The sequence below is a fragment of the Bacillus seohaeanensis genome, from assembly GCF_042684945.1.
GTDB lineage: Bacteria > Bacillota > Bacilli > Bacillales > Bacillaceae_B > Rossellomorea > Rossellomorea seohaeanensis.
In genome coordinates this window covers 77,564-96,751 of record NZ_JBHUMF010000015.1, presented here as the reverse complement: position 1 = coordinate 96,751, position 19,188 = coordinate 77,564, and the positions used below count along the sequence as shown (strand labels likewise).

Here is a 19,188-nt window from a genome sequence, read left to right as displayed (position 1 = left end):
ATCAGATTACATACCACTCTTTAGGTTCTTATTTTGGATTCTACCGAATCTGCGTAAAAGTAATAAATGATTCTAATGACCTCTCCTAATTTCAACTCCTCTAAAATGGGCTTCTTCTCTTCGAGTATTTATTTGGAAAATTTCTTTCTTTTTAAATCTTTTTTCGGAAGACTTAAAGATAAATAACGATTTTATATGTAAAGAATTTACTCTTACAAAAGTAAATATATATAAATGCATACTTTCGTTATCTCTTTATTTTTGCATTTAAATCATTACAGGAGAAATGAGCGGTAAAAGTATTGTGTTTATTTTTCTGACATTTTGTTGGAGGATATAGTAACAGTTATCAATTTTATAGAAAAGTGATAGGGATAAGTGTTACGTGATTTTTTTATAGAAAAATCGGGCGTGCATCCTTAATAAATTAAGGGGGAGAACGAATGAGCGAAGGAACTACACTTGATGGACTAGAGGTAGAGAAAGTACAACATAGAAAAATACCGTTAAAAGAAATACTAAAGAGAGGTTTGTTAATTACTATTGGTGCGATTATTATGTCTGTTGGATTGGAAATCTTTCTTGTGCCAAACAATGTTATTGATGGAGGAATTGTTGGTATTTCAATCATGCTTTCCCATGTAACAGGTATAAAACTCGGGCTTTTTATTTTCCTACTGAATATTCCATTTTTCTTTATTGGCTATAAGCAAATAGGGAAAACTTTTGCTCTCTCTACATTGTATGGGATTGTTGTGTTATCGATTTCTACAAGTTTTTTACATCCTGTACCTGCATTTACGCAAGATATTCTACTTGCAACGTTGTTTGGAGGCATCGTACTTGGAATCGGAGTGGGAATGGTTATTCGCTATGGTGGTACGCTTGATGGAACGGAAGTACTTGCGATTCTAGCAAGCAAGAAGCTGCCTTTTTCTGTTGGCGAGATAATCATGTTTATGAATTTATTTATTTTAGGAAGTGCAGGGTTTGTATTTAGTTGGGACCGTGCAATGTATTCCTTGTTAGCTTATTATGTTGCTTACAAAGTGATTGATATTACGATTAAAGGGTTAGATGAATCAAAAAGTGTCTGGATCATTAGTGAAAACTATCTCAAAGTTGGGGATGCTATTCTACATAGATTAGGAAGAGGAGTGACGTACTTAAATGGGGAAGGTGCGTTCTCCGGAGATGATAAAAAAGTCATTTTCTGTGTAATCAACCGACTAGAAGAAGCAAAATTGAAAGATATTGTAGTCGAACACGATCCAACAGCTTTTCTTGCGATTGCGGATATAGCTGAAGTAAGAGGTGGACGTTTTAAAAAGCAAAGTATTCATTAGTAATTAATGAGGGAAGCAAACCACATGTCACGACCATGGGTTTGCTTCTTTTAATTGTTTGTGAAACATAAATCTTACTAAAAAACCTCTTCAAAAAATTCTCCTATCGCTCTAGTCGTTAGAACGAACCAGTTTGCTTTTTCTACTGAATCGGCAGCATAAATAGAAATTCTCTCTTTTTCTGGGGTTAGCTCCATTAAATACTCTGATTTCTTTGGATTTTCGATGAATAGTTCACCAATTTTTTCGCCTTTTTTGATAGGGGCTTGAAGCTCGCCATCCTCATTTAACTTATTTTCGTCCATTTTTATTTTTACATGGATGCTGTCTTTCGCTTCTTTTTCCAACAATAACTGGATGGATTCTTTTGTTTGCATTTTGACTTGTTCTTCTTTTCCTTTTGCGATAGGGAAAGAATGGTTGTCTTTTTTATCGAGATCATCAAGAGTGAAATTTACTGTTGTAAAATGGTTGAATCCATAATCAAAAAGGTCTGCTGCTTGTTTAAAACGGTCAGCCCCGCTCGGTTGTCCTAGCTCGTTTTTGGAATCCATCACGACGGTAATATAGCGGGTACCATCGCGTTTTGCTGTTCCAGTAAAGGTCGAACCTGCAAATGGAGTTGTCCCCGTTTTCAAACCGTCGACACCTTCATACGAATATCTGCGTCCTTTTAACATCGCATTGGTGTTATTCATAATCATCTCTTCAGCTGTTCCTTGTCTAAATTTTTTTGTGGGAAGGCTAGTTGTGTCGAGTACTTCAGGGAAATCCTTCATTAGATGATAAGCTAATGTCGCCGTATCTTGTGCTGATAATAGATTTTCATCATTAACGCCTGTCCCTTTTGGATACATTCCAAGCATATCGTAGTTACTCAAACCGGTGGAATTGACAAATTGATAATGCTCAAGTCCAAGGTCTTTCGCCTTTTGATTCATCATCTTGACAAACTCACCTTCTGAACCTGCGACGATTTCAGATATGGCAATGGCAGCACCATTAGCAGATTTAATTACCATCGCCTCATATAATTCCTTCACCGTATATTGCTCATTTGGACGTAACGGCACATTACTTAAACCAGGAGCGGTAGATAACGTATACACTTTTTCACTAGGTGTGTATGTTTGCTCCCACTCCACTTTTCCTGACTCGATTGCTTCGAATAATAGGTATTCCGTCATCATTTTCGTCATACTAGCGATACCGAGTGCTTTGTCGGCATTTTGTTCATAGATGATTTTTCCAGTATCTGCTTCAACTAAAATAGCCGCATCAGCATTAATAGGAAGTTTTTCTTCTGCATGAATGGATTGTGGTACATACACAAACGCAATCAAGGTGAGGAGAAAAACGGCTATGTTCTTTTTTAAAAGTTTCATGTTCTACATTGTACCTCCAACATATTAATTACAACTAAGATATTTTAACACAAATTATAGAGGGGGAGAAAAATGAACATGAGAATCTAAGGAATAACAGTTGCCTTTATTTTAATTGGCCTGTTCCTTCTTTTTGGCTCTATCACCATCCTGGTCTATTTAAACGGTTATTATTTCAAGCGTTATTAGTATCTTAGGTGGAATATTTGCAGCAATGATGCCATCAGGAATGTTCTCTTTACTATAAATAAAGAGAAGCAACGAAAAAGAGCTGGTAATTCCCTTTTGTAAAAGGCGAGTTACCAGCTCTTTTTTTATACTAAAACAAACCTATTTCTCATTCAAAACACTATCTTCCAGTACAGAGGTTGTATCTCCGTACACTTTTGTAATATGTTTTTCTCCCCAAGCGCACAACGAATCTAGAATAGGTTTTAATCCCCATCCATATTCACTTAGCTCATACTCAACCTTTGGTGGAACCTGGTTGTAGATGATTCGATTAATGACGCCATCATCTTCTAACTCCCGTAATTGCTGGGTAAGCATTTTTTGGGTAATGTTTGGCATTAATCGCTTTAATTCACTCGTGCGTTTTTTACCATGTGTGAGATGGCAAAGAATTACGCATTTCCACTTTCCTCCGATTACCTCTAGTGTAGCTTCTACTGATATATTGTATTTCTTTTTTTGCATAATAACGCTCCTTTGCTATAGGTACTTTAAAGTTCCTATAGTACTTCTTGGTTACTATAGTACTTAAAAGTACGTACTTTTCATTATTATTGATATGTACCATAATAACATTTGCCGGTTGATTTATTCTATTATTTCATTAAAAACTATCATTAAAATTCTCGAGAATTGGAAAGAGATAAGGAGAAGAAAAATGACTATAGATAAAAAAAGAAGTACCCTTGCACTGTTGGCATTAGCAGTCAGTGCGTTTGCTATCGGAACAACGGAATTTATAAGTGTCGGTTTGTTACCACTTATCGCAAAGGATTTACACATTTCTGTTACAACAGCTGGATTAACCGTTTCGTTATATGCTCTAGGAGTAACATTTGGAGCACCAATCTTAACGTCTTTAACTTCTAGTATGTCTCGGAAATCATTATTACTTTGGATTATGGTTGTATTTATTATCGGAAATAGTATTGCGGCTAGTGCTACAACTATTGGTGTACTACTTGTAGCTCGTGTTATTTCTGCCTTATCCCACGGTGTGTTTATGTCGATAGGGTCAACGATTGCAGCAGATTTAGTACCAGAAAATAAAAGAGCTAGTGCCATTTCTATTATGTTTACCGGACTTACCGTAGCAACTGTTACAGGGGTACCGTTTGGAACGTTTATTGGACAACAATTTGGTTGGAGACTGGCTTTCATCATTATTGTTGCGGTTGGTGTTATTGCTTTCATTGCAAATACTATTCTCGTTCCATCTGATTTGCGTAAAGGTACACGCACAACCTTTGGTGATCAATTTAAATTAATAACCAATGGTCGATTATTATTAGTATTTATTATAACTGCATTAGGGTATGGAGGAACATTTGTCGTATTTACTTATTTATCTCCTATCTTACAAAATATAACAGGCTTTAAAGAAGGAACTGTTGCGGTTATTCTTTTAGTTTATGGAGTCGCAATTGCTATTGGGAATATGGTTGGCGGAAAGTTATCTAATAAAAATCCAATTAACGCCTTATTTTACATGTTTATTGTCCAAGCTATCGTTCTTATCCTATTAACCTTTACAGCTCCATTTAAAATAGCAGGTTTACTAACAATCATTGCGATGGGGTTACTTGCTTTTATGAATGTACCTGGTTTACAAGTATATGTCGTCATGCTGGCAGAACGATTTGTTCCTAGTGCGGTGGATGTTGCTTCTGCTATTAATATTGCTGCTTTTAATGCAGGAATAGCAATTGGTTCTTATTTAGGTGGAGTTATTACAGACTCCATTGGGCTTATCCATACAGCATGGATAGGTGCTTTAATGGTAGTCAGTGCAGTGGTATTAACAGGTTGGAGTCGTGTGTTAGATAAAAAAGATAGAGAACGTGGAAACAAAGCAGTTTGTTAGAAAAAAGAGGAGCTTCGTTGTAAGCTAATAAAAGATGAAAGATTTGGAAAAGGCTAGCTCTGCCTCTTGAAAGGGGGTGGTTCTACTATACAGGAGCAGGCTATAAAAACGAAAAATATAATTACGATAATATGGAGGAATATAAAGTGGAAAATTTACAATCAACAACAACTCTGCATAATGGTGTAAAAATGCCTTGGTTTGGTCTTGGAGTATTTAAAGTAGAAGAAGGGCCTGAACTAGTAAATGCAGTAAAAACAGCAATACAACATGGGTACCGTAGTATTGATACCGCAGCTATTTATCAGAACGAAGAAGGTGTTGGAGAGGGAATCCGTGAAGGGTTAAAGGAAGCTGGTATTTCTAGGGAAGACCTCTTCGTTACTTCAAAAGTATGGAACAGTGACTTAGGCTATGAATCTGCGATAGCGGCATTTGAAACAAGTTTAGAAAAACTGGGGTTAGACTATTTAGACTTATACCTTATCCACTGGCCGGTAGAAGGTAAATATAAAGATGCTTGGAGAGCATTAGAAACACTTTATAAAGAAGGAAAAATTAAAGCAATTGGAGTAAGTAACTTCCAAATTCACCATCTAGAAGATCTTATGAAAAATGCAGAAATTAAACCAATGGTGAACCAAGTAGAATGTCATCCACGTTTAACTCAAAAAGAATTGAAAGATTATTGTAAGGAAAATGGGATTCAACTAGAAGCATGGTCTCCATTAATGCAAGGGGAGATTCTCGATAATCAAGATTTGCAAGAGATTGCTACGAAGCATAACAAAACAGTTGCACAAGTGATTTTACGTTGGGATCTGCAAAACCAGATTGTAACGATTCCAAAATCTACGAAAGAGCATCGTATTAAGGAAAATGCTGATATATTTGATTTTACTTTAACGGATGACGAGATGGAACGAATTGATGGACTAAATCAAAATCATCGTGTAGGTCCAGATCCGGATAACTTTGATTTTTAAGGTAGTAGTAGAAAGAAGAGAGGGCGATACTGTACCAAAAGGTATCGCTCTTTTTCGTTGCTAAACTGTAGAGATGTTTAGCGTCACTTTACAATTAGTACAGGACAATTCACTCTTTTAGCGACTTTATGACTAACACTTCCAAGTACCATTTCTTGTAACGTATTCAATCCTCGACTTCCAATTACCACGACGTCAAATGGATATTTATTCGTATAGTCTACAATGGCAGGACCTGGCTCACCGTGTAGAAAAACTACTTCGTAATCGACTCCAAGATGTTTTGCTTTTTGTTTAATAAGTTGTACTTTCTCTTTTCTCTTATCAGAAGCATCCCCACCCCAGTTGTGAATAACGTCGTCTTTTGAATGTTTGCTATCAATTACATAAACAATTTCTACTTTTGCTTCTTTATTATAAGTTGCAAGTTCAAATGCTTTCTCTGCTGCTCGTACGGAGTGTGCGGATCCATCGGCAGCTAGTAATATTTTAGTAAACATTAACTCTCCCTCCGTCTCTCACTATCCCAATAATAATTCTCTTACGTTACTAAAATTCCTCTAGATAAACTTTTTAAAATTATATTATAGATAGAATATCATTGTAAGTGAGCGAAAAACAGAGAAAAATATATATGTTTGCGTTTACATAACTACTTCACATAATGGCCAAATCGATATATAATGGGCGATGTGAAAAACGGCCCCGACTTTCATGAGAGTTGAAAGTCACAAAAATAATAGGAAGAGGTGCATTATGAATTTAAGTTCAAAAATTAAATACGAGTGGTTTGGTAACATCAAGGGTGATGTGCTAGCGGGAATAGTAGTTGCGATGGCATTGATACCAGAAGCAATTGCTTTTTCTCTCATTGCTGGAGTGGACCCAATGGTTGGTCTCTATGCATCCTTTTGTATTGCTGTAGTCATTGCATTTGTCGGAGGACGTCCTGGAATGATTTCTGCTGCAACAGGGGCAACGGCCTTAGTAATGGTGACATTGGTTGCTGATTACGGATTACAATATCTGTTAGCTGCAACAATCTTAACCGGTGTGATTCAAATTGTGATGGGAGTCCTAAAATTAGGACGCTTAATGAAGTTTGTTCCACGCTCTGTTATGGTGGGATTTGTTAATGCATTAGCAATTCTTATTTTTACATCACAGTTACCGCATTTTTCAGGTGAGTCTTGGCCGATGTATGCAATGGTAGCAGGGGCATTAGCTATTATTTATATCGTACCGCGCTTTACTAAAGCTGTTCCATCTCCATTAGTAGCAATTATCACTATCTCTATTATTGCTGTTATGACCGGAAGTGGAGTTCGCACTATCGGGGATATGGGCGAGCTAGCACAAACATTGCCATTCTTTTTGATTCCTGACATTCCACTGAACTTTGAAACATTGCAAATCATTTTCCCTTACTCTTTATCTATTGCAATTGTAGGGCTAGTTGAATCGTTATTAACAGCTTCAATTGTGGATGATATGACAGATACTACAAGTGATAAGAACAAAGAGGCGAGAGGGCAAGGGATTGCAAATATTGTTTCTGGCTTCTTCGGTGGTATGGCTGGTTGTGCGATGATTGGCCAGTCTGTTATTAATGTAAAGTCAGGTGGTAGAGGAAGATTATCTACTGTTGTTGCTGGTGGCTTTTTGATGATATTAATTCTTTTGTTAAATGACTTCTTAGTACAAATTCCTATGGCAGCTTTAGTAGGAGTTATGTTTATGGTATCGATTGGCACATTTGACTGGTCTTCTATCATAAATATACACAAGACACCAATTACGGATACAATTGTGATGATTGCAACTGTTGTAACGGTTCTTATGACACATGATTTATCTAAAGGGGTATTAGTAGGAATTATTTTAAGTGCGATTTTCTTTGCTGCAAAAATTTCAAAAGTTAAGGTTACTACTTTGGCTTCCGATAATGCTAGCAAAAAAATCTATCGTGTATCTGGTCAACTATTCTTTGCATCTGTAACAGAGTTCGTCGAAAGTTTTAACTACAATGAAGATGTGAAAGAGGTAGTAGTGGATTTAACAAATGCCCATCTATGGGATGACTCTGCTGTTGGTGCTATCGATAAAATTGTCATTAAGTATCACCAAAATGGTGTGAAAGTCAATTTAGTCGGTCTAAATTCGGAGAGTAATAAACTGATAGATAAGTTGGCAACACATAATAAACCAGGTGGTCTTGAAAAAGTTGCAAATCACTAATTACAGAACTGCACTCATTAAATGGGTGCAGTTTTTATATTACTATACAATAGCTATCTACTCCTTGATGTTTAAATGTTAATCTTGTTGGCTAAAACAATAGTAGAAAGAACAAAACAAGTTAGTGGTGATTAGAATGGAACGGAAACAGGAAAAGAAGTATTGTGAACGGTGTAAAAAAGAGACTATCCACACAATAAGTGAGGATGCACTAGAAATAGAATATCGATGCAGTGAATGTAATAAGGAGGAAGACGTGATTAAAACGTTTTTTTAGTTGCGTTTCGAATCATCAAACACTAAAATAGCCTGATTTTGAACGGGATTTCAAAATCAGGCTATTTACTGTTGTTCCTAAATAGGATGTTTCCAATTAGGAAGAGGTTAATATCTCCATCACATTGCTGGCGAATAAATCATAATCTATTTCAGTGGCTATTTTCACACAGTTTGTCCCAAAACAATCCGAAGAGCCAGGGCTGAAATCTGCAATGCTTAGTCCGTTAGCATAACCCATTTCATGTTGGACTTTTACATAGCGACGTTCGTAGTGGAAGAGTCCTTCAAGTTGCAATGCGGCCATTAATGCGGCCAAGTCATGCTGTGGTGTCCCTTGTATACCAGGCTCAAGTTGTTGATAGGCATTATAATAGAATTCTAGTATTGGAAAGATTAGCTCTTGAAGAGGAGTATCCGCTTGTTCGTTTATCAATTCAGCCATGAAAGGAGTAATTAGTGCTTCTCTTGTAACATTTAAAGGAATAATCGTGAGGTCAGGAACGTTTTGACTAACAAAATTCGCCGCTAGAGAATCCGCATTGAAGTTTGCTTCCGCTACTTCGGTTGCATTTCCAGGTACAAGGAAAGCACCTCCCATAACATATGTTTCCTTCACTTTTTCCATCGTGGAGGGACTTAAATACCAGGCCATTGCTAGCGACGTCAGCCTGCCAGTATTGACAATAGTTATATCTTCAGAAAACTCTTTAATGATTTGGAATAAACGGCTGAAGTTCGTTTGATCGGCGAATCTCTCTTCGGGAATTGGAGGTTTAATCGGTCCAAGTCCCTCTACTCCATGTATATCTGGAAAGAATGTCGGGTCAGATCCATCTAAAGGTCTTGTTGCACCAGCAATAACAGGGATGTCCTCTCTATCCGCCAGTTCCAGCAGATATTTTGTATTACGATACGTTTTATTACGATCAATATTTCCATACCCTGCAACAATGGCTAGTAGATTTATGTTTGGATTTTGAAGAGCATAGATGATGGTGATCGCATCATCAATACCAGTATCAGCAAATAAAATTATATTTTTCAACGTTTATCACCTCTACTATTGTTATATGATAGGAGGAATAGTTTTGCTTGTTTGTTTTTCCTATAAAAGGAATAGTTTAGGAAGGGCCATTACGTTATTTTCATGAAAAAAAGCACCAAAAGAGGTGCTTTTTGCGATACTGTTTATTAACTAGTAGTAAAAAGGGAATGGAATGATGAAGGGAAATACAAATCGATGATAGGGAAAACGTCGTCTACGGTAGCGACGATATTGTCTTCTATACCCTCCAGCTGGAACAGCACCAACAATATATTGACGGTTGTCAAAAGCGTCTTCTTCTACCATTTCAGGTATTAACATCGTAACAGCATCATCATTCATATCCTCAATAATGCCTTCAATTTGTGTACCATCTTGCATTTGTCCAATTACATAATAGTTCCTATACTTATGACACAAATGCTTTACATTTCTCCAATCATAATCAAATTGCAAATGGTTTTCAGGATACATCTGGTTATTCTCATTATAATACATCATAATCCTCCTCACATGAGTAGGATATTCACCTACTGAAGAAAAGTTCCTGTATCTTAATAGTAATATTTTACTAAGAATTGTTCCGGTCTCCAAGATTGTTACATAAATATGGACAAAATGTATTTCCTATTGACTATAAGTAAATAAAAAACTAAATTGGAATTAACTAGAATTTGAGGTGGTGTTTTGAATAGATAAGGAAAAATTTACACTGAATAGGAGATGAGCGATATCGATACGCAGACAATGATTTCAGTAATAACTTTAGTGGTGCTGTTAGAGGTTTTTATCGTCGTTTTATTCATAAAATATAAACAAGGGAAAATCGATGAAAATCCATTTATCACGATTTTACAAAAAGAATGGACCATCTTATTTTATGCGTTTTTTAGATGGAAAAAGAAATGGCGATATCCTGAGAATGTTTCTGTATTCTCTTATTATAAGAAATCCAATTATTTTTGGATGTTCTTAGCATTGATGCATGAACAAGTGATTGAAATGATTGTCTTTCATATATACCTTAAGGAGGAAGATCCTACGTTCGCGAACATCATGTCTGCCCTTCACATCTATAGTATTTTCTATATTATGGGTGATTATAATCTTGTGAGAAACTCTCCTATTCTTGTAAAACGAAACAATATTCAAATGAAAATTGGTGCAAGGAGGGAGTTAAACTTCCACATTAATGATATTGATTATATTCAAAAAGCTTCTATTAAATATAATAGCAGTGGAGGAATTATTCATGAAAAAGGAGTATTTCATGCTACTGCGTTTCCACGAGTTCTCACAAGGGTATTCGGCATGAGTGATGAATTGACATATGAAATTCTATTTAAATCCCCTGTACTGGCAAAAGGTTATTTCGGAACAAAAAAAGAAATTACGAAGGCCCTCCTCTATATAGACCAACCTGATGAGTTTGTAGAATTACTGCAACATAAAATTAATACACATCAAGAAGAGCTTCCTGAAGAAGAAGTGAATAAAGAAAAAATAGTAAAAAAACCATTAATAAATTGGAAATTATATTATGTTATTCTATTTATTAATTTACTTGGTGCTTTAGCAATGGCCCCTTATGCGATTGCGAGAGAGAACTTTCATGAAGAGATGGGGTTATCGAAGTTAGCTTTTACTGGTGTTTTCACACTACAAACATTGGTAGAAACAGGTGTTTTACTATTTCTAGCATTATGGATGGCGAAAAAAGTCAATTTAAAGGCTCCTCTTATTGAATCTCTTTTTCATCCTCAAACGTCCATTCATCATTATAAAAAGAATATAGGCTCCTCTATTATGTATGGCCTTTTAACAGGATGTGCTATCCTTCTAATAAGTTATTTTATATCGAAACCACTTAATATTGATAACTCTTCCATTAACGAGCCGTCTTGGTGGCTTGGAGTGCTTGGTTCCTTTGGAGCTGCCACGACAGAAGAAACAATATTTCGCCTGTTTCTTGTTACATTCTTTATTTGGTTATTTTCAAAAATAAGAAAAAAAGAGGTTACTGCTTTTTCTATTTGGGTCGCCATTACCTTTTCTGCTCTTCTATTTGGTGTGTTGCACTACGGGATAGCAGCCTCTACCTTCGATATGACAGTTGGGTTATTTGCAAGTATGTTGCTGATTAATGGCATCGGAGGAATAGTGTTTGGAGCAATCTTTGTGTTTGTGGGACTTGAGTATGCGATGATCGCCCATTTTACAGCAGATATAGTGATTCATGTTATTGCACCGCTGTTTATTTAGCTTAGTGAAAAGAGGAAAGGGGATAGGGAAAATGGAGATACGACATATTAGAGTCGATGATGCAGAAAAGTTTATGCAATTAGTCCAACGTGTTGAAAAAGAGGCAAAGTATATGTTGCTTGAGCCGGGAGAAAGAAACACAAGCATAGATAAACAAAAGAAAATGATAGAGAATATTTTAAAAGAAAACCATTCTACTATTTTCGTTGCTGAAGAGAATGCAGAACTAGTTGGCTATTTAATAGCTATTGGTAATAAGGCAAAGAGAAAACGCCATTCCGTTTATTTAGTAATTGGAATTTTGCAATCATATAGAGGGAAAGGCATAGGGACAAGGTTATTTAGGAAATTAGAGGAATGGGCGGAAAACCATAAGCTACATCGATTGGAATTGACGGTTGTAACTCAAAATGATGCAGGGGTAGGACTGTATCAAAAAATGGGATTTGAAATCGAAGGGACAAAAAAAGATTCTCTTTTGTTAGACGGTGAATTTGTTGATGAGTATTATATGGTGAAGCTTATATGAACCTTCGTAGGTTGTTCGGAGATTTGATTAAGTAGGATACTGGATATATATATAACGTTGAATACAGTAATAGGTGAAAAATGTAAGGTGGGAGATGGGAAATGCCTTTAGGACCGAATTCTTTATTTTCGATTGGAGTTTTGTTTTGGATTGTTCCTGTATTAGTAATCATATTGATCATTTATTTAATAATAAAAAAGTTATCTAAATGAGCGAATGGGTTAACCTAATACGGTGAGACGCAATACGTTAATGATAGACTTTTTATTAAGGAACGAGGAATTAAAGGCATCTAAGTGAAGATTTATTATTTCAAAGTAAGAAAAGTTGGAGGAAACAAAGTAATGAATAATCCTCACGACACCATTGTGGAGGCTGATTGGAAGTCACTTTCTGAAATTAAAAAGTAGACCAATTAGGGTGTTTTTCCTAGTTAATGACAGCAAAAGAGATGGGACAGTCGTCATTATACCCATCAGCCATCCCATCCTTTTTAAGTTTATTGAGTTTCATCTTCGTGTTCGTCAATAGGTTCTTCACTTTGGATTGGTTCATCTTCATTAAAGTCGTCATAACTATAAAGAACCCCTGATGTTAAGAAAGTGGACAATGTGCCATCGAAAAATTTCTTTTTGTACATCCGAATCCCTCCTTTATGCGATAGTATTTCCTATTTTTAACTTGTTTACTTAAAGAATGGATTGACAGCAATAATGTCACGTACTATAATTATCTCAAATTCAAGATATATGAGTGTTAAGAAACGTCCTATATTTTTTAGTAAATAGTTTGATTTTGAGAATATGGAATTAAGTTAATTGATTAACTAGATAATGAGAAAACTTTAAGATGCACAAAGGAGAAAGACAAGATGAGCAAGACAACAATGGGTATTCACCACATTACAGCAATTGTAGGGCATCCGCAGGAAAATGTTGATTTTTATGCAGGTGTCTTAGGTTTACGTTTGGTCAAACAAACCGTCAATTTCGATGATCCTGGCACGTATCATTTTTATTTCGGTGACGAGGGTGGGAAACCAGGGACGATTATTACCTTTTTCCCGTGGGCTGGTGCTCGTCAAGGAAGAATTGGAGATGGTCAAGTTGAAGTTACTTCATACGTCGTTCCTCAAGGTGCATTATCGTTTTGGGAAAAAAGACTAAAAAAGTTTACTATACCTTTTACAAAAATAAAACGATTCGGAGAGCTTTATTTAGAGTTTAATGATCCGCATGGTCTTCATTTAGCATTAGTAGAAAGAGAAGCTGGAGAAAAAAACACTTGGAGTATTGGGGATATTACTTCTGACGTAGCAATTAAAGGATTTGGAGGTGCAACACTTTTGTCTGCACAGCCAGAAAAAACAGCTGAACTATTGAAAGATGTTATGGGGCTCGAGGAAGTTGGGGAAGAAGGGGATATCGTTCGTTTTCAAGCTCCCGCAGATATAGGAAATGTAATTGATCTAAAACGTACTTCTGTTGGTCGTGGTCTCATGGGTGTTGGGACTGTTCATCATATAGCTTTCCGAGCAAGTGATGATAATGATCAGTTAGATTGGAAGCAATTTCTAAGAGGAAGAGGATATGCTCCTACATCTGTTAAAGACAGAAACTACTTTAATTCCATCTATTTTAGAGAGCACGGTGAAATTTTGTTTGAATTTGCAACGGACCAACCGGGGTTTGCTCTCGATGAGTCACATGAAAAAATGGGAGAAAAGTTAATGCTGCCTGCTCAATTTGAGCCGCATAGAGATAAAATAGAGAGTGTATTGCTACCGTTTGAGGTTAGAGAGGTAGAATAAATATAATTGGTGTAAACTAGAAAGAAAAAATTGTTCGTATTTTGGAAGGAGATTGAAATGAAACATATATTTCAAAAAGGTAAGGATGCATCAAAACCAACATTACTATTGCTTCATGGTACTGGGGGAACAGAGCAGGATCTATTGCCTTTAGCAAGTAAGATTGATGAAGAAGCTTCCATATTAAGTGTAAGAGGAAATGTATCCGAAAATGGTATGCCACGTTTTTTCCGCAGGTTGGCAGAAGGTGTATTTGATGAAGAAGATCTTGTCTTTCGTACAAATGAATTAAATGAGTTTTTGGATGAGGCGGCGGAAAAATACCATTTTGATCGACAAAACATTGTTGCAGTTGGATATTCCAATGGGGCAAATATAGCAGCTAGTTTATTATTTCACTATGAAAATTCATTAAAGGGAGCTATTTTACACCACCCAATGGTACCAAGAAGGGGAATAGAACTACCTGATTTGACTGGTACGTCTGTGTTTATTGGAGCTGGTACAAATGATCCGATATGTCCTTCCAGTGAATCAACAGAACTCCAAGCATTATTAGAAAAAGCAAATGCGAATGTTCAAATTCATTGGGAAAACAGAGGCCATCAATTGACGTTTGACGAGGTAGAGGCAGCGGCAAAATGGTATGAGGAAAAAGGATTTTAATTTTTATTTAATGAAATATTGAGAAACAGTATAAAAAATCTATAATAACGACAAGGAGCTGATTGACGGTTATGTTAATCAGCTCTTTTTTATATGAAAGTAAGTGGACGTAAGTAGTGTTTTGGTCAACTAAATCATAGGTCCGTCCCTCACTGCACTAGCGTATTAACGTGGTGAGGGACGGACCTTTTGTTTTAATATTTTCCATTATCCTGAATAAGGGAAGTTATACAAGAAGTAAGATGAAAAAACACAAGCAACTAGCATCAAAAGCTAGTATCAAACTTTATTGAAATTACGGAGCGAACAAGAACTAATCTGTTCCTTTACCTGTATTTAATAATAAAAGGAAAAACTAACAGGCTAAGTGAAAACAATGCCACTACTATCGCACCAAGCTTATTTTTCTCTTGAAATAAGTCTTTTGCGACGAACAAACTATATCCGCATACCCCAATTGCGAATAGCCATACGAGTAATTTCATGTTAATCCCTCACTTCCGGAAGTTCTGGAGTACGAATTTGTTGTCCAAATTCTGTAACATCAACGTGGAAATCAACAACGATATCCATATTTGGATACTTCTCCGCAAAATTAAATTGTTTATAATTCTTATTCGTTAAAAATGCTGACCGTACACTTAATGACCAGTAAAAGGGCTGTCCTTTAAATTGTTCTTGCGTTTTTTTTATTAATTTCTTCGCTTCTTCCTCCATGTGTTTCTCAATGCTTTTTTCTAAAAGTAATTGCTTATCTTTGTTCATTACATACTCTTCAAGACTTGGTATCGCTAATAATTCAAGTGACAATGGAACAGTAACTTTTATTGTTGGTGTTGGAGTGTTTTTCTTCAGTTCTATGTCTGTTTCTTTCTTTTTAATTATTCGTGCCGCAATACGGCGCTTTTCATGAAGTGGGTCAGGATAGGTTGCAAGCATTGTTTCCACCTGACTACTTTTATCAAATAATAAAGCCATTCTCGTTTCTTCTCCAGTTAATTTTCCAATCATTTTCCCTTCTTTAAAAACAGCTGATCCAATTGCCTCTGTAGGATTCCCACCTTCTTTACTAAGCTGTCCAGCATAATACTCATCCTCGTTCGCAATCTTATTATCTTCATCATTTTGTACGGCTGTTATATACATCGCTAAAAAAAGATCAGCGTCCCCTTCTGTTATTTGCATAAAGCGGTGGATATCGGAATGAGGAGCAAGTCCTGTTTCCATTGCTCTGTTCACCATAAATTGGTAGTATTTGTGTTGCCTCGTCTCCATTAATGGTTTATTCTTTCTAAGAAAATCACTTGCGCTTTCTTTGGAAACAAGGACCTTCATCTCTCTTCTAAGTTGTGTTTCTCTCAAAGTGGAATAGATGTCTTTTAAAAATTTTTCTGTTTTTGCATACTCCTCCGATACAACTAGTACTAGAGCATGATGAAAAGTTAATTGTTTCGCAATAATAGAATTTGCTGTATCTCTTGCAGAGACAAAGTCATTTGCCACAAAGGAAACTATTTCAGTAGGTGGCTCATCTGCCCCTCCTCCTTGTGCAATCCCTACTTCTGGGTTCGCATTAACAAACGTTATTTTTACTTTGTCACCTTCTCCTTTATCTAATCCCATAGCTATAATGTAAGATTGTTCTTCAATTTCAGTTTGATCCCAGCAACCACTTAAAAGTGGAATAAGGGCAAACATAATAATATATTTTTTCAACGTTTAAATTCACCTCTCCATTTGGCGATAATCCAAAGCAGAACGGGAATTATTGGTATTAGTAATGATGCTGTATGTAGAAGCATTTCCCGATAATGCATGATTATAGGGGTGTTCTTCGGTAGTAACCCGACAAAAAAGATAAATAGTGAAAACAGTGGAAACAGCTTTTTTTGATTCTTTATTTTAAACGTCGCTGAAAATATCAAAATTGTAATGTAGAGATAAATAGAATACTTTACTATGGAGGCTAATAGCCAGAAAGTTAAATAAAATGTTTCCGTATTGGTTATATAGTCACCAACAGAAGCGTATCGGGCCATTTCGTGAAAAGGAAAAGACACCCTTTGCACTGTTGGAAAATCAAATAGGGCACTGTACAAGAAAATAAAGCAGCTTATGCAAATAACGGATAATCCGGCACCAAAAATCGTTCCTTTCTTATAGGACTGCTCATTTTTTATAAAAGGGTAAAGCATACCAAAGAAAATCAATTCTGCAAAAATGGAGACTTTGATAATACTTTCTTTCAGTATAGGTTCAGGACCAGGTCCGAGAATCGGCAATGTCCGAAAAAATACGAATTCTTTAAAGGTGAAAAAAATAAGTAACAGAACTGAAAATAAAACATAAGGAAATATACTCCAAGACACTCTTGAAATTCCACTTATTCCTTTTATTGCAACAAGATAGGCCCCCACTAAGTAGATAAAGTAAAGAGCAATTATTGGTGAACTTGGATAGTATAATGTCCCAATAATTTCTGTATAGCTTCTCGTATCAATAATCGTTGATACGAGAGCTGTAACAAATAAAACAACTCCAATAAAAAATCCCAGTTTACTTCCTACAACACGTCTTGCTATTTCTACTAAATTTTTATCTCTGTAATTTTTTAATAATTGATAGAGAAACCATAAGGGAATGGTCATAATGAGTATGGAAATAATAGGTATCATCCATGATGCATTTTCTCCCGTTTGGAATAACATTGTTGGTGTCATATCCGTAAATTTACTGCCGATTACAATATAAATGATGGCAATAAGCTCTCTCATACCAAATTTGCTTTTTTCATTGACTTTCATAAGTAATCTCTCCATAAAGTGAAACTTCAATCAGTGGAGGGTTCTCTTATTTCCACTGATTGTTCATTGAACCAATCGGGCGTATACGGGCAGTTATTTCCTCCCTTGCATCTCTTCGATTCTTCTAAGTATGGAGGCGGGGGATTATGGCCCGTTAGTCATGGTAAAACTATTCTCTAACTTTATCCTTAGGTGATAAATTGAGTGGTCGAAGTTTTTCTTTAGATAAAACCCTTCGGAAAAATGTGTCCTTTGATGAAGGCATATAAGGAGCTAATGGTGATAAGAAAGGCACACCAAAAGATTCGACCATAACTAAATAGGAGTATAATCCCAAAAAGGTAATAGCAATTCCAAAAATACCAAATAAGGCAGCGGAAAGGGTAAGAATGAAACGTGTAATTCTTAACATATAATTGAAGCTGATGTCACTTATTGCAAATGATGAGAGACCCGTAATCGCGATAACGATAACCATTATTGGGCTCGTTAATGTTGCTTCTACTGCTGCTTGTCCTAAAATCAAAGCACCAACGATACCGATTGTTGGTCCTATTGGGCTTGGTATACGAACTCCTGCTTCCCTTAAGATTTCAAAAGCAATCTCCATAAAAAAGACTTCGATAATGGCTGGGAACGGAACTTTTTCCCTTGTAGCAGCAACAGCTAGCAATAGATCTGTTGGCAGCATTTCTGTATGATAAGTCGAAATAGAAATATAGATAGCAGGAACAAATATCGATATAAAGAAAGCGAGCATTCGGATTAGTCTACCGAAATTACCATAATGTCTTTTTAAGTTATGGTCCTCTGGAGAGTGAAAGAAAGTCCAAAAGGTTGCTGGGCAGACTAAACATCCCGGTGAGCTATCCATTAATAAAACAACATGACCTTCTTCTAAATAGGAGACAGCTCTATCGGGGCGTTCCGTGTTAAGGATTGTAGGTACCAGTGAATTCGGCCTATCTTCAATGTATTGTTCTAATAAAGACAAGCCTTGCACATTGTCGGCTTCGACTTGCTCTATTCGCTCCTTCACTTTGCTTAAAATGTCTTCATTCACTATGTCTTTTACATATAAAATAGACACATTGTTTTTGGAACGTTCTCCGACAGTGTCCGACTCTATGATTAAATTTTTGTCACGGAGTCGTTTTCTTATTAACGAGATATTAGAGGTAACATCTTCAGTAAAGCCTTCTTTTGGTCCTTTAATTACCTTTTCGTCTTGTGCACTTTCTATTGACCGATGGGCAAATTTAGATGTTCCTAAAACAAATGCTTCTGACAAACCGTCTACCATTAGTATGGTATTGCCGTTGTTAAGCTGTGTAAGTAAGTCATTTAAAGAATCATGCGTTTCCACACTTTGACTATTAATAATAGATTTAATCAAATACGTTTCATCTAGGTTGTTATCCACCCTTGCTTGGCCTGTTGTTAAAGGAGTGATAACATGCTCTTCTAGCTTATCTGTGTTGGTAATGGACTGTATGTAAACAAGGCTTGCTTTTTTATGTATTTGTGAAACAGTAATCGTTCTAATAGCAATATCACTATTTTGGGGAACGAGCAGGATCTCCTCTAACTTTTGCACATTTTCTTTTAAATCAGTAGTTATTCGTTTCTTTTGAATAGCTGCTTGCTTCTTTCGTTTTAAAATACGCATCACCCCCAAAAATTCATTTAAATGTGATAGTGAAAGTTTAATCCGCCATCCAATATTATCTTCCTGTTATCTTT

At 36.1% G+C, this 19,188-nt stretch carries 18 protein-coding genes; 8 read left to right on the top strand and 10 right to left on the bottom strand.

What is annotated here, in order from left to right; all coding sequences use genetic code 11:
• Positions 1 to 443 precede the first annotated feature (443 nt).
• Positions 444 to 1,346 carry a YitT family protein gene (locus ACFSUL_RS06515; RefSeq protein WP_071411739.1) on the top strand — a complete coding sequence of 301 codons (903 nt, stop codon included), beginning with the start codon at positions 444 to 446 and terminating at the stop codon, positions 1,344 to 1,346.
• A gap of 77 nt (positions 1,347 to 1,423) precedes the next feature.
• Here the strand turns inward: ACFSUL_RS06515 and ACFSUL_RS06510 are convergent, their stop codons facing one another.
• Together ACFSUL_RS06510 and ACFSUL_RS06505 are read right to left on the bottom strand one after the other, a co-directional pair.
• Positions 1,424 to 2,731, bottom strand: a complete 1,308-nt coding sequence (locus tag ACFSUL_RS06510) for a serine hydrolase (RefSeq protein ID WP_377933779.1) — start codon at positions 2,729 to 2,731, stop codon at positions 1,424 to 1,426.
• 330 nt (positions 2,732 to 3,061) lie between these two features.
• Positions 3,062 to 3,427 carry a winged helix-turn-helix transcriptional regulator gene (locus ACFSUL_RS06505; RefSeq protein ID WP_377933777.1) on the bottom strand — a complete coding sequence of 122 codons (366 nt, stop codon included), beginning with the start codon at positions 3,425 to 3,427 and terminating at the stop codon, positions 3,062 to 3,064.
• Positions 3,428 to 3,620: 193 nt separating this feature from the next.
• Here ACFSUL_RS06505 and ACFSUL_RS06500 point away from each other — a divergent pair, with 193 nt between their 5' ends.
• Positions 3,621 to 4,826 (top strand): MFS transporter, encoded by a 1,206-nt coding sequence (locus tag ACFSUL_RS06500; RefSeq protein ID WP_377933775.1) that lies wholly within the window; start codon positions 3,621 to 3,623, stop codon positions 4,824 to 4,826.
• Positions 4,827 to 5,017: 191 nt separating this feature from the next.
• Positions 5,018 to 5,812, top strand: a complete 795-nt coding sequence (locus tag ACFSUL_RS06495; RefSeq protein ID WP_377934197.1) for an aldo/keto reductase — start codon at positions 5,018 to 5,020, stop codon at positions 5,810 to 5,812.
• 83 nt (positions 5,813 to 5,895) lie between these two features.
• On the opposite strand, the gene ACFSUL_RS06490 is transcribed toward ACFSUL_RS06495, so the two are convergent.
• Entirely contained in the window at positions 5,896 to 6,312 is a 417-nt protein-coding gene (locus ACFSUL_RS06490) for a universal stress protein (RefSeq protein WP_377933773.1), read from the bottom strand.
• 256 nt (positions 6,313 to 6,568) lie between these two features.
• Between ACFSUL_RS06490 and ACFSUL_RS06485 the strand changes: the two genes are divergently transcribed.
• Positions 6,569 to 8,050, top strand: a complete 1,482-nt coding sequence (locus ACFSUL_RS06485; protein WP_377933771.1) for a SulP family inorganic anion transporter — start codon at positions 6,569 to 6,571, stop codon at positions 8,048 to 8,050.
• A gap of 373 nt (positions 8,051 to 8,423) precedes the next feature.
• Here the strand turns inward: ACFSUL_RS06485 and ACFSUL_RS06480 are convergent, their stop codons facing one another.
• Positions 8,424 to 9,374: a nucleoside hydrolase gene (locus ACFSUL_RS06480; protein WP_377933769.1), complete on the bottom strand. Its 951-nt coding sequence runs from the start codon at positions 9,372 to 9,374 to the stop codon at positions 8,424 to 8,426.
• A gap of 150 nt (positions 9,375 to 9,524) precedes the next feature.
• On the bottom strand, positions 9,525 to 9,872 hold the full coding sequence (locus ACFSUL_RS06475) for a hypothetical protein (protein WP_377933767.1): 348 nt from the start codon (positions 9,870 to 9,872) through the stop codon (positions 9,525 to 9,527).
• Positions 9,873 to 10,097: 225 nt separating this feature from the next.
• Between ACFSUL_RS06475 and ACFSUL_RS06470 the strand changes: the two genes are divergently transcribed.
• Positions 10,098 to 11,636 (top strand): CPBP family intramembrane glutamic endopeptidase, encoded by a 1,539-nt coding sequence (locus ACFSUL_RS06470; RefSeq protein WP_377933765.1) that lies wholly within the window; start codon positions 10,098 to 10,100, stop codon positions 11,634 to 11,636.
• Between the two features lie 31 nt (positions 11,637 to 11,667).
• On the top strand, positions 11,668 to 12,165 hold the full coding sequence (locus tag ACFSUL_RS06465) for a GNAT family N-acetyltransferase (RefSeq protein WP_377933763.1): 498 nt from the start codon (positions 11,668 to 11,670) through the stop codon (positions 12,163 to 12,165).
• A 499-nt stretch (positions 12,166 to 12,664) separates the two neighbouring features.
• Here the strand turns inward: ACFSUL_RS06465 and ACFSUL_RS06460 are convergent, their stop codons facing one another.
• Positions 12,665 to 12,805, bottom strand: coding sequence for a hypothetical protein (locus ACFSUL_RS06460; protein WP_377933761.1), 141 nt, complete (start codon positions 12,803 to 12,805; stop codon positions 12,665 to 12,667).
• 231 nt (positions 12,806 to 13,036) lie between these two features.
• Here ACFSUL_RS06460 and ACFSUL_RS06455 point away from each other — a divergent pair, with 231 nt between their 5' ends.
• Together ACFSUL_RS06455 and ACFSUL_RS06450 are read left to right on the top strand one after the other, a co-directional pair.
• Positions 13,037 to 13,975 carry a ring-cleaving dioxygenase gene (locus ACFSUL_RS06455; protein WP_377933759.1) on the top strand — a complete coding sequence of 313 codons (939 nt, stop codon included), beginning with the start codon at positions 13,037 to 13,039 and terminating at the stop codon, positions 13,973 to 13,975.
• Between the two features lie 57 nt (positions 13,976 to 14,032).
• Complete coding sequence (locus ACFSUL_RS06450; protein ID WP_377933757.1) at positions 14,033 to 14,641, top strand: alpha/beta hydrolase; 609 nt, start codon at positions 14,033 to 14,035, stop codon at positions 14,639 to 14,641.
• A gap of 326 nt (positions 14,642 to 14,967) precedes the next feature.
• Here the strand turns inward: ACFSUL_RS06450 and ACFSUL_RS06445 are convergent, their stop codons facing one another.
• The 4 genes from ACFSUL_RS06445 to ACFSUL_RS06430 all read right to left on the bottom strand — a co-directional run bounded on the left by ACFSUL_RS06445 (position 14,968) and on the right by ACFSUL_RS06430 (position 19,114).
• Entirely contained in the window at positions 14,968 to 15,126 is a 159-nt protein-coding gene (locus ACFSUL_RS06445) for a hypothetical protein (protein ID WP_377933755.1), read from the bottom strand.
• A 1-nt stretch (position 15,127) separates the two neighbouring features.
• Entirely contained in the window at positions 15,128 to 16,357 is a 1,230-nt protein-coding gene (locus ACFSUL_RS06440) for a Ger(x)C family spore germination protein (protein WP_377933753.1), read from the bottom strand.
• Positions 16,354 to 17,445, bottom strand: coding sequence for a GerAB/ArcD/ProY family transporter (locus ACFSUL_RS06435; RefSeq protein ID WP_377933751.1), 1,092 nt, complete (start codon positions 17,443 to 17,445; stop codon positions 16,354 to 16,356). The genes ACFSUL_RS06440 and ACFSUL_RS06435 overlap by 4 nt, the downstream gene beginning before the upstream one ends.
• A 169-nt stretch (positions 17,446 to 17,614) precedes the next feature.
• Complete coding sequence (locus ACFSUL_RS06430) at positions 17,615 to 19,114, bottom strand: spore germination protein (protein WP_377933749.1); 1,500 nt, start codon at positions 19,112 to 19,114, stop codon at positions 17,615 to 17,617.
• Positions 19,115 to 19,188 lie beyond the last annotated feature (74 nt).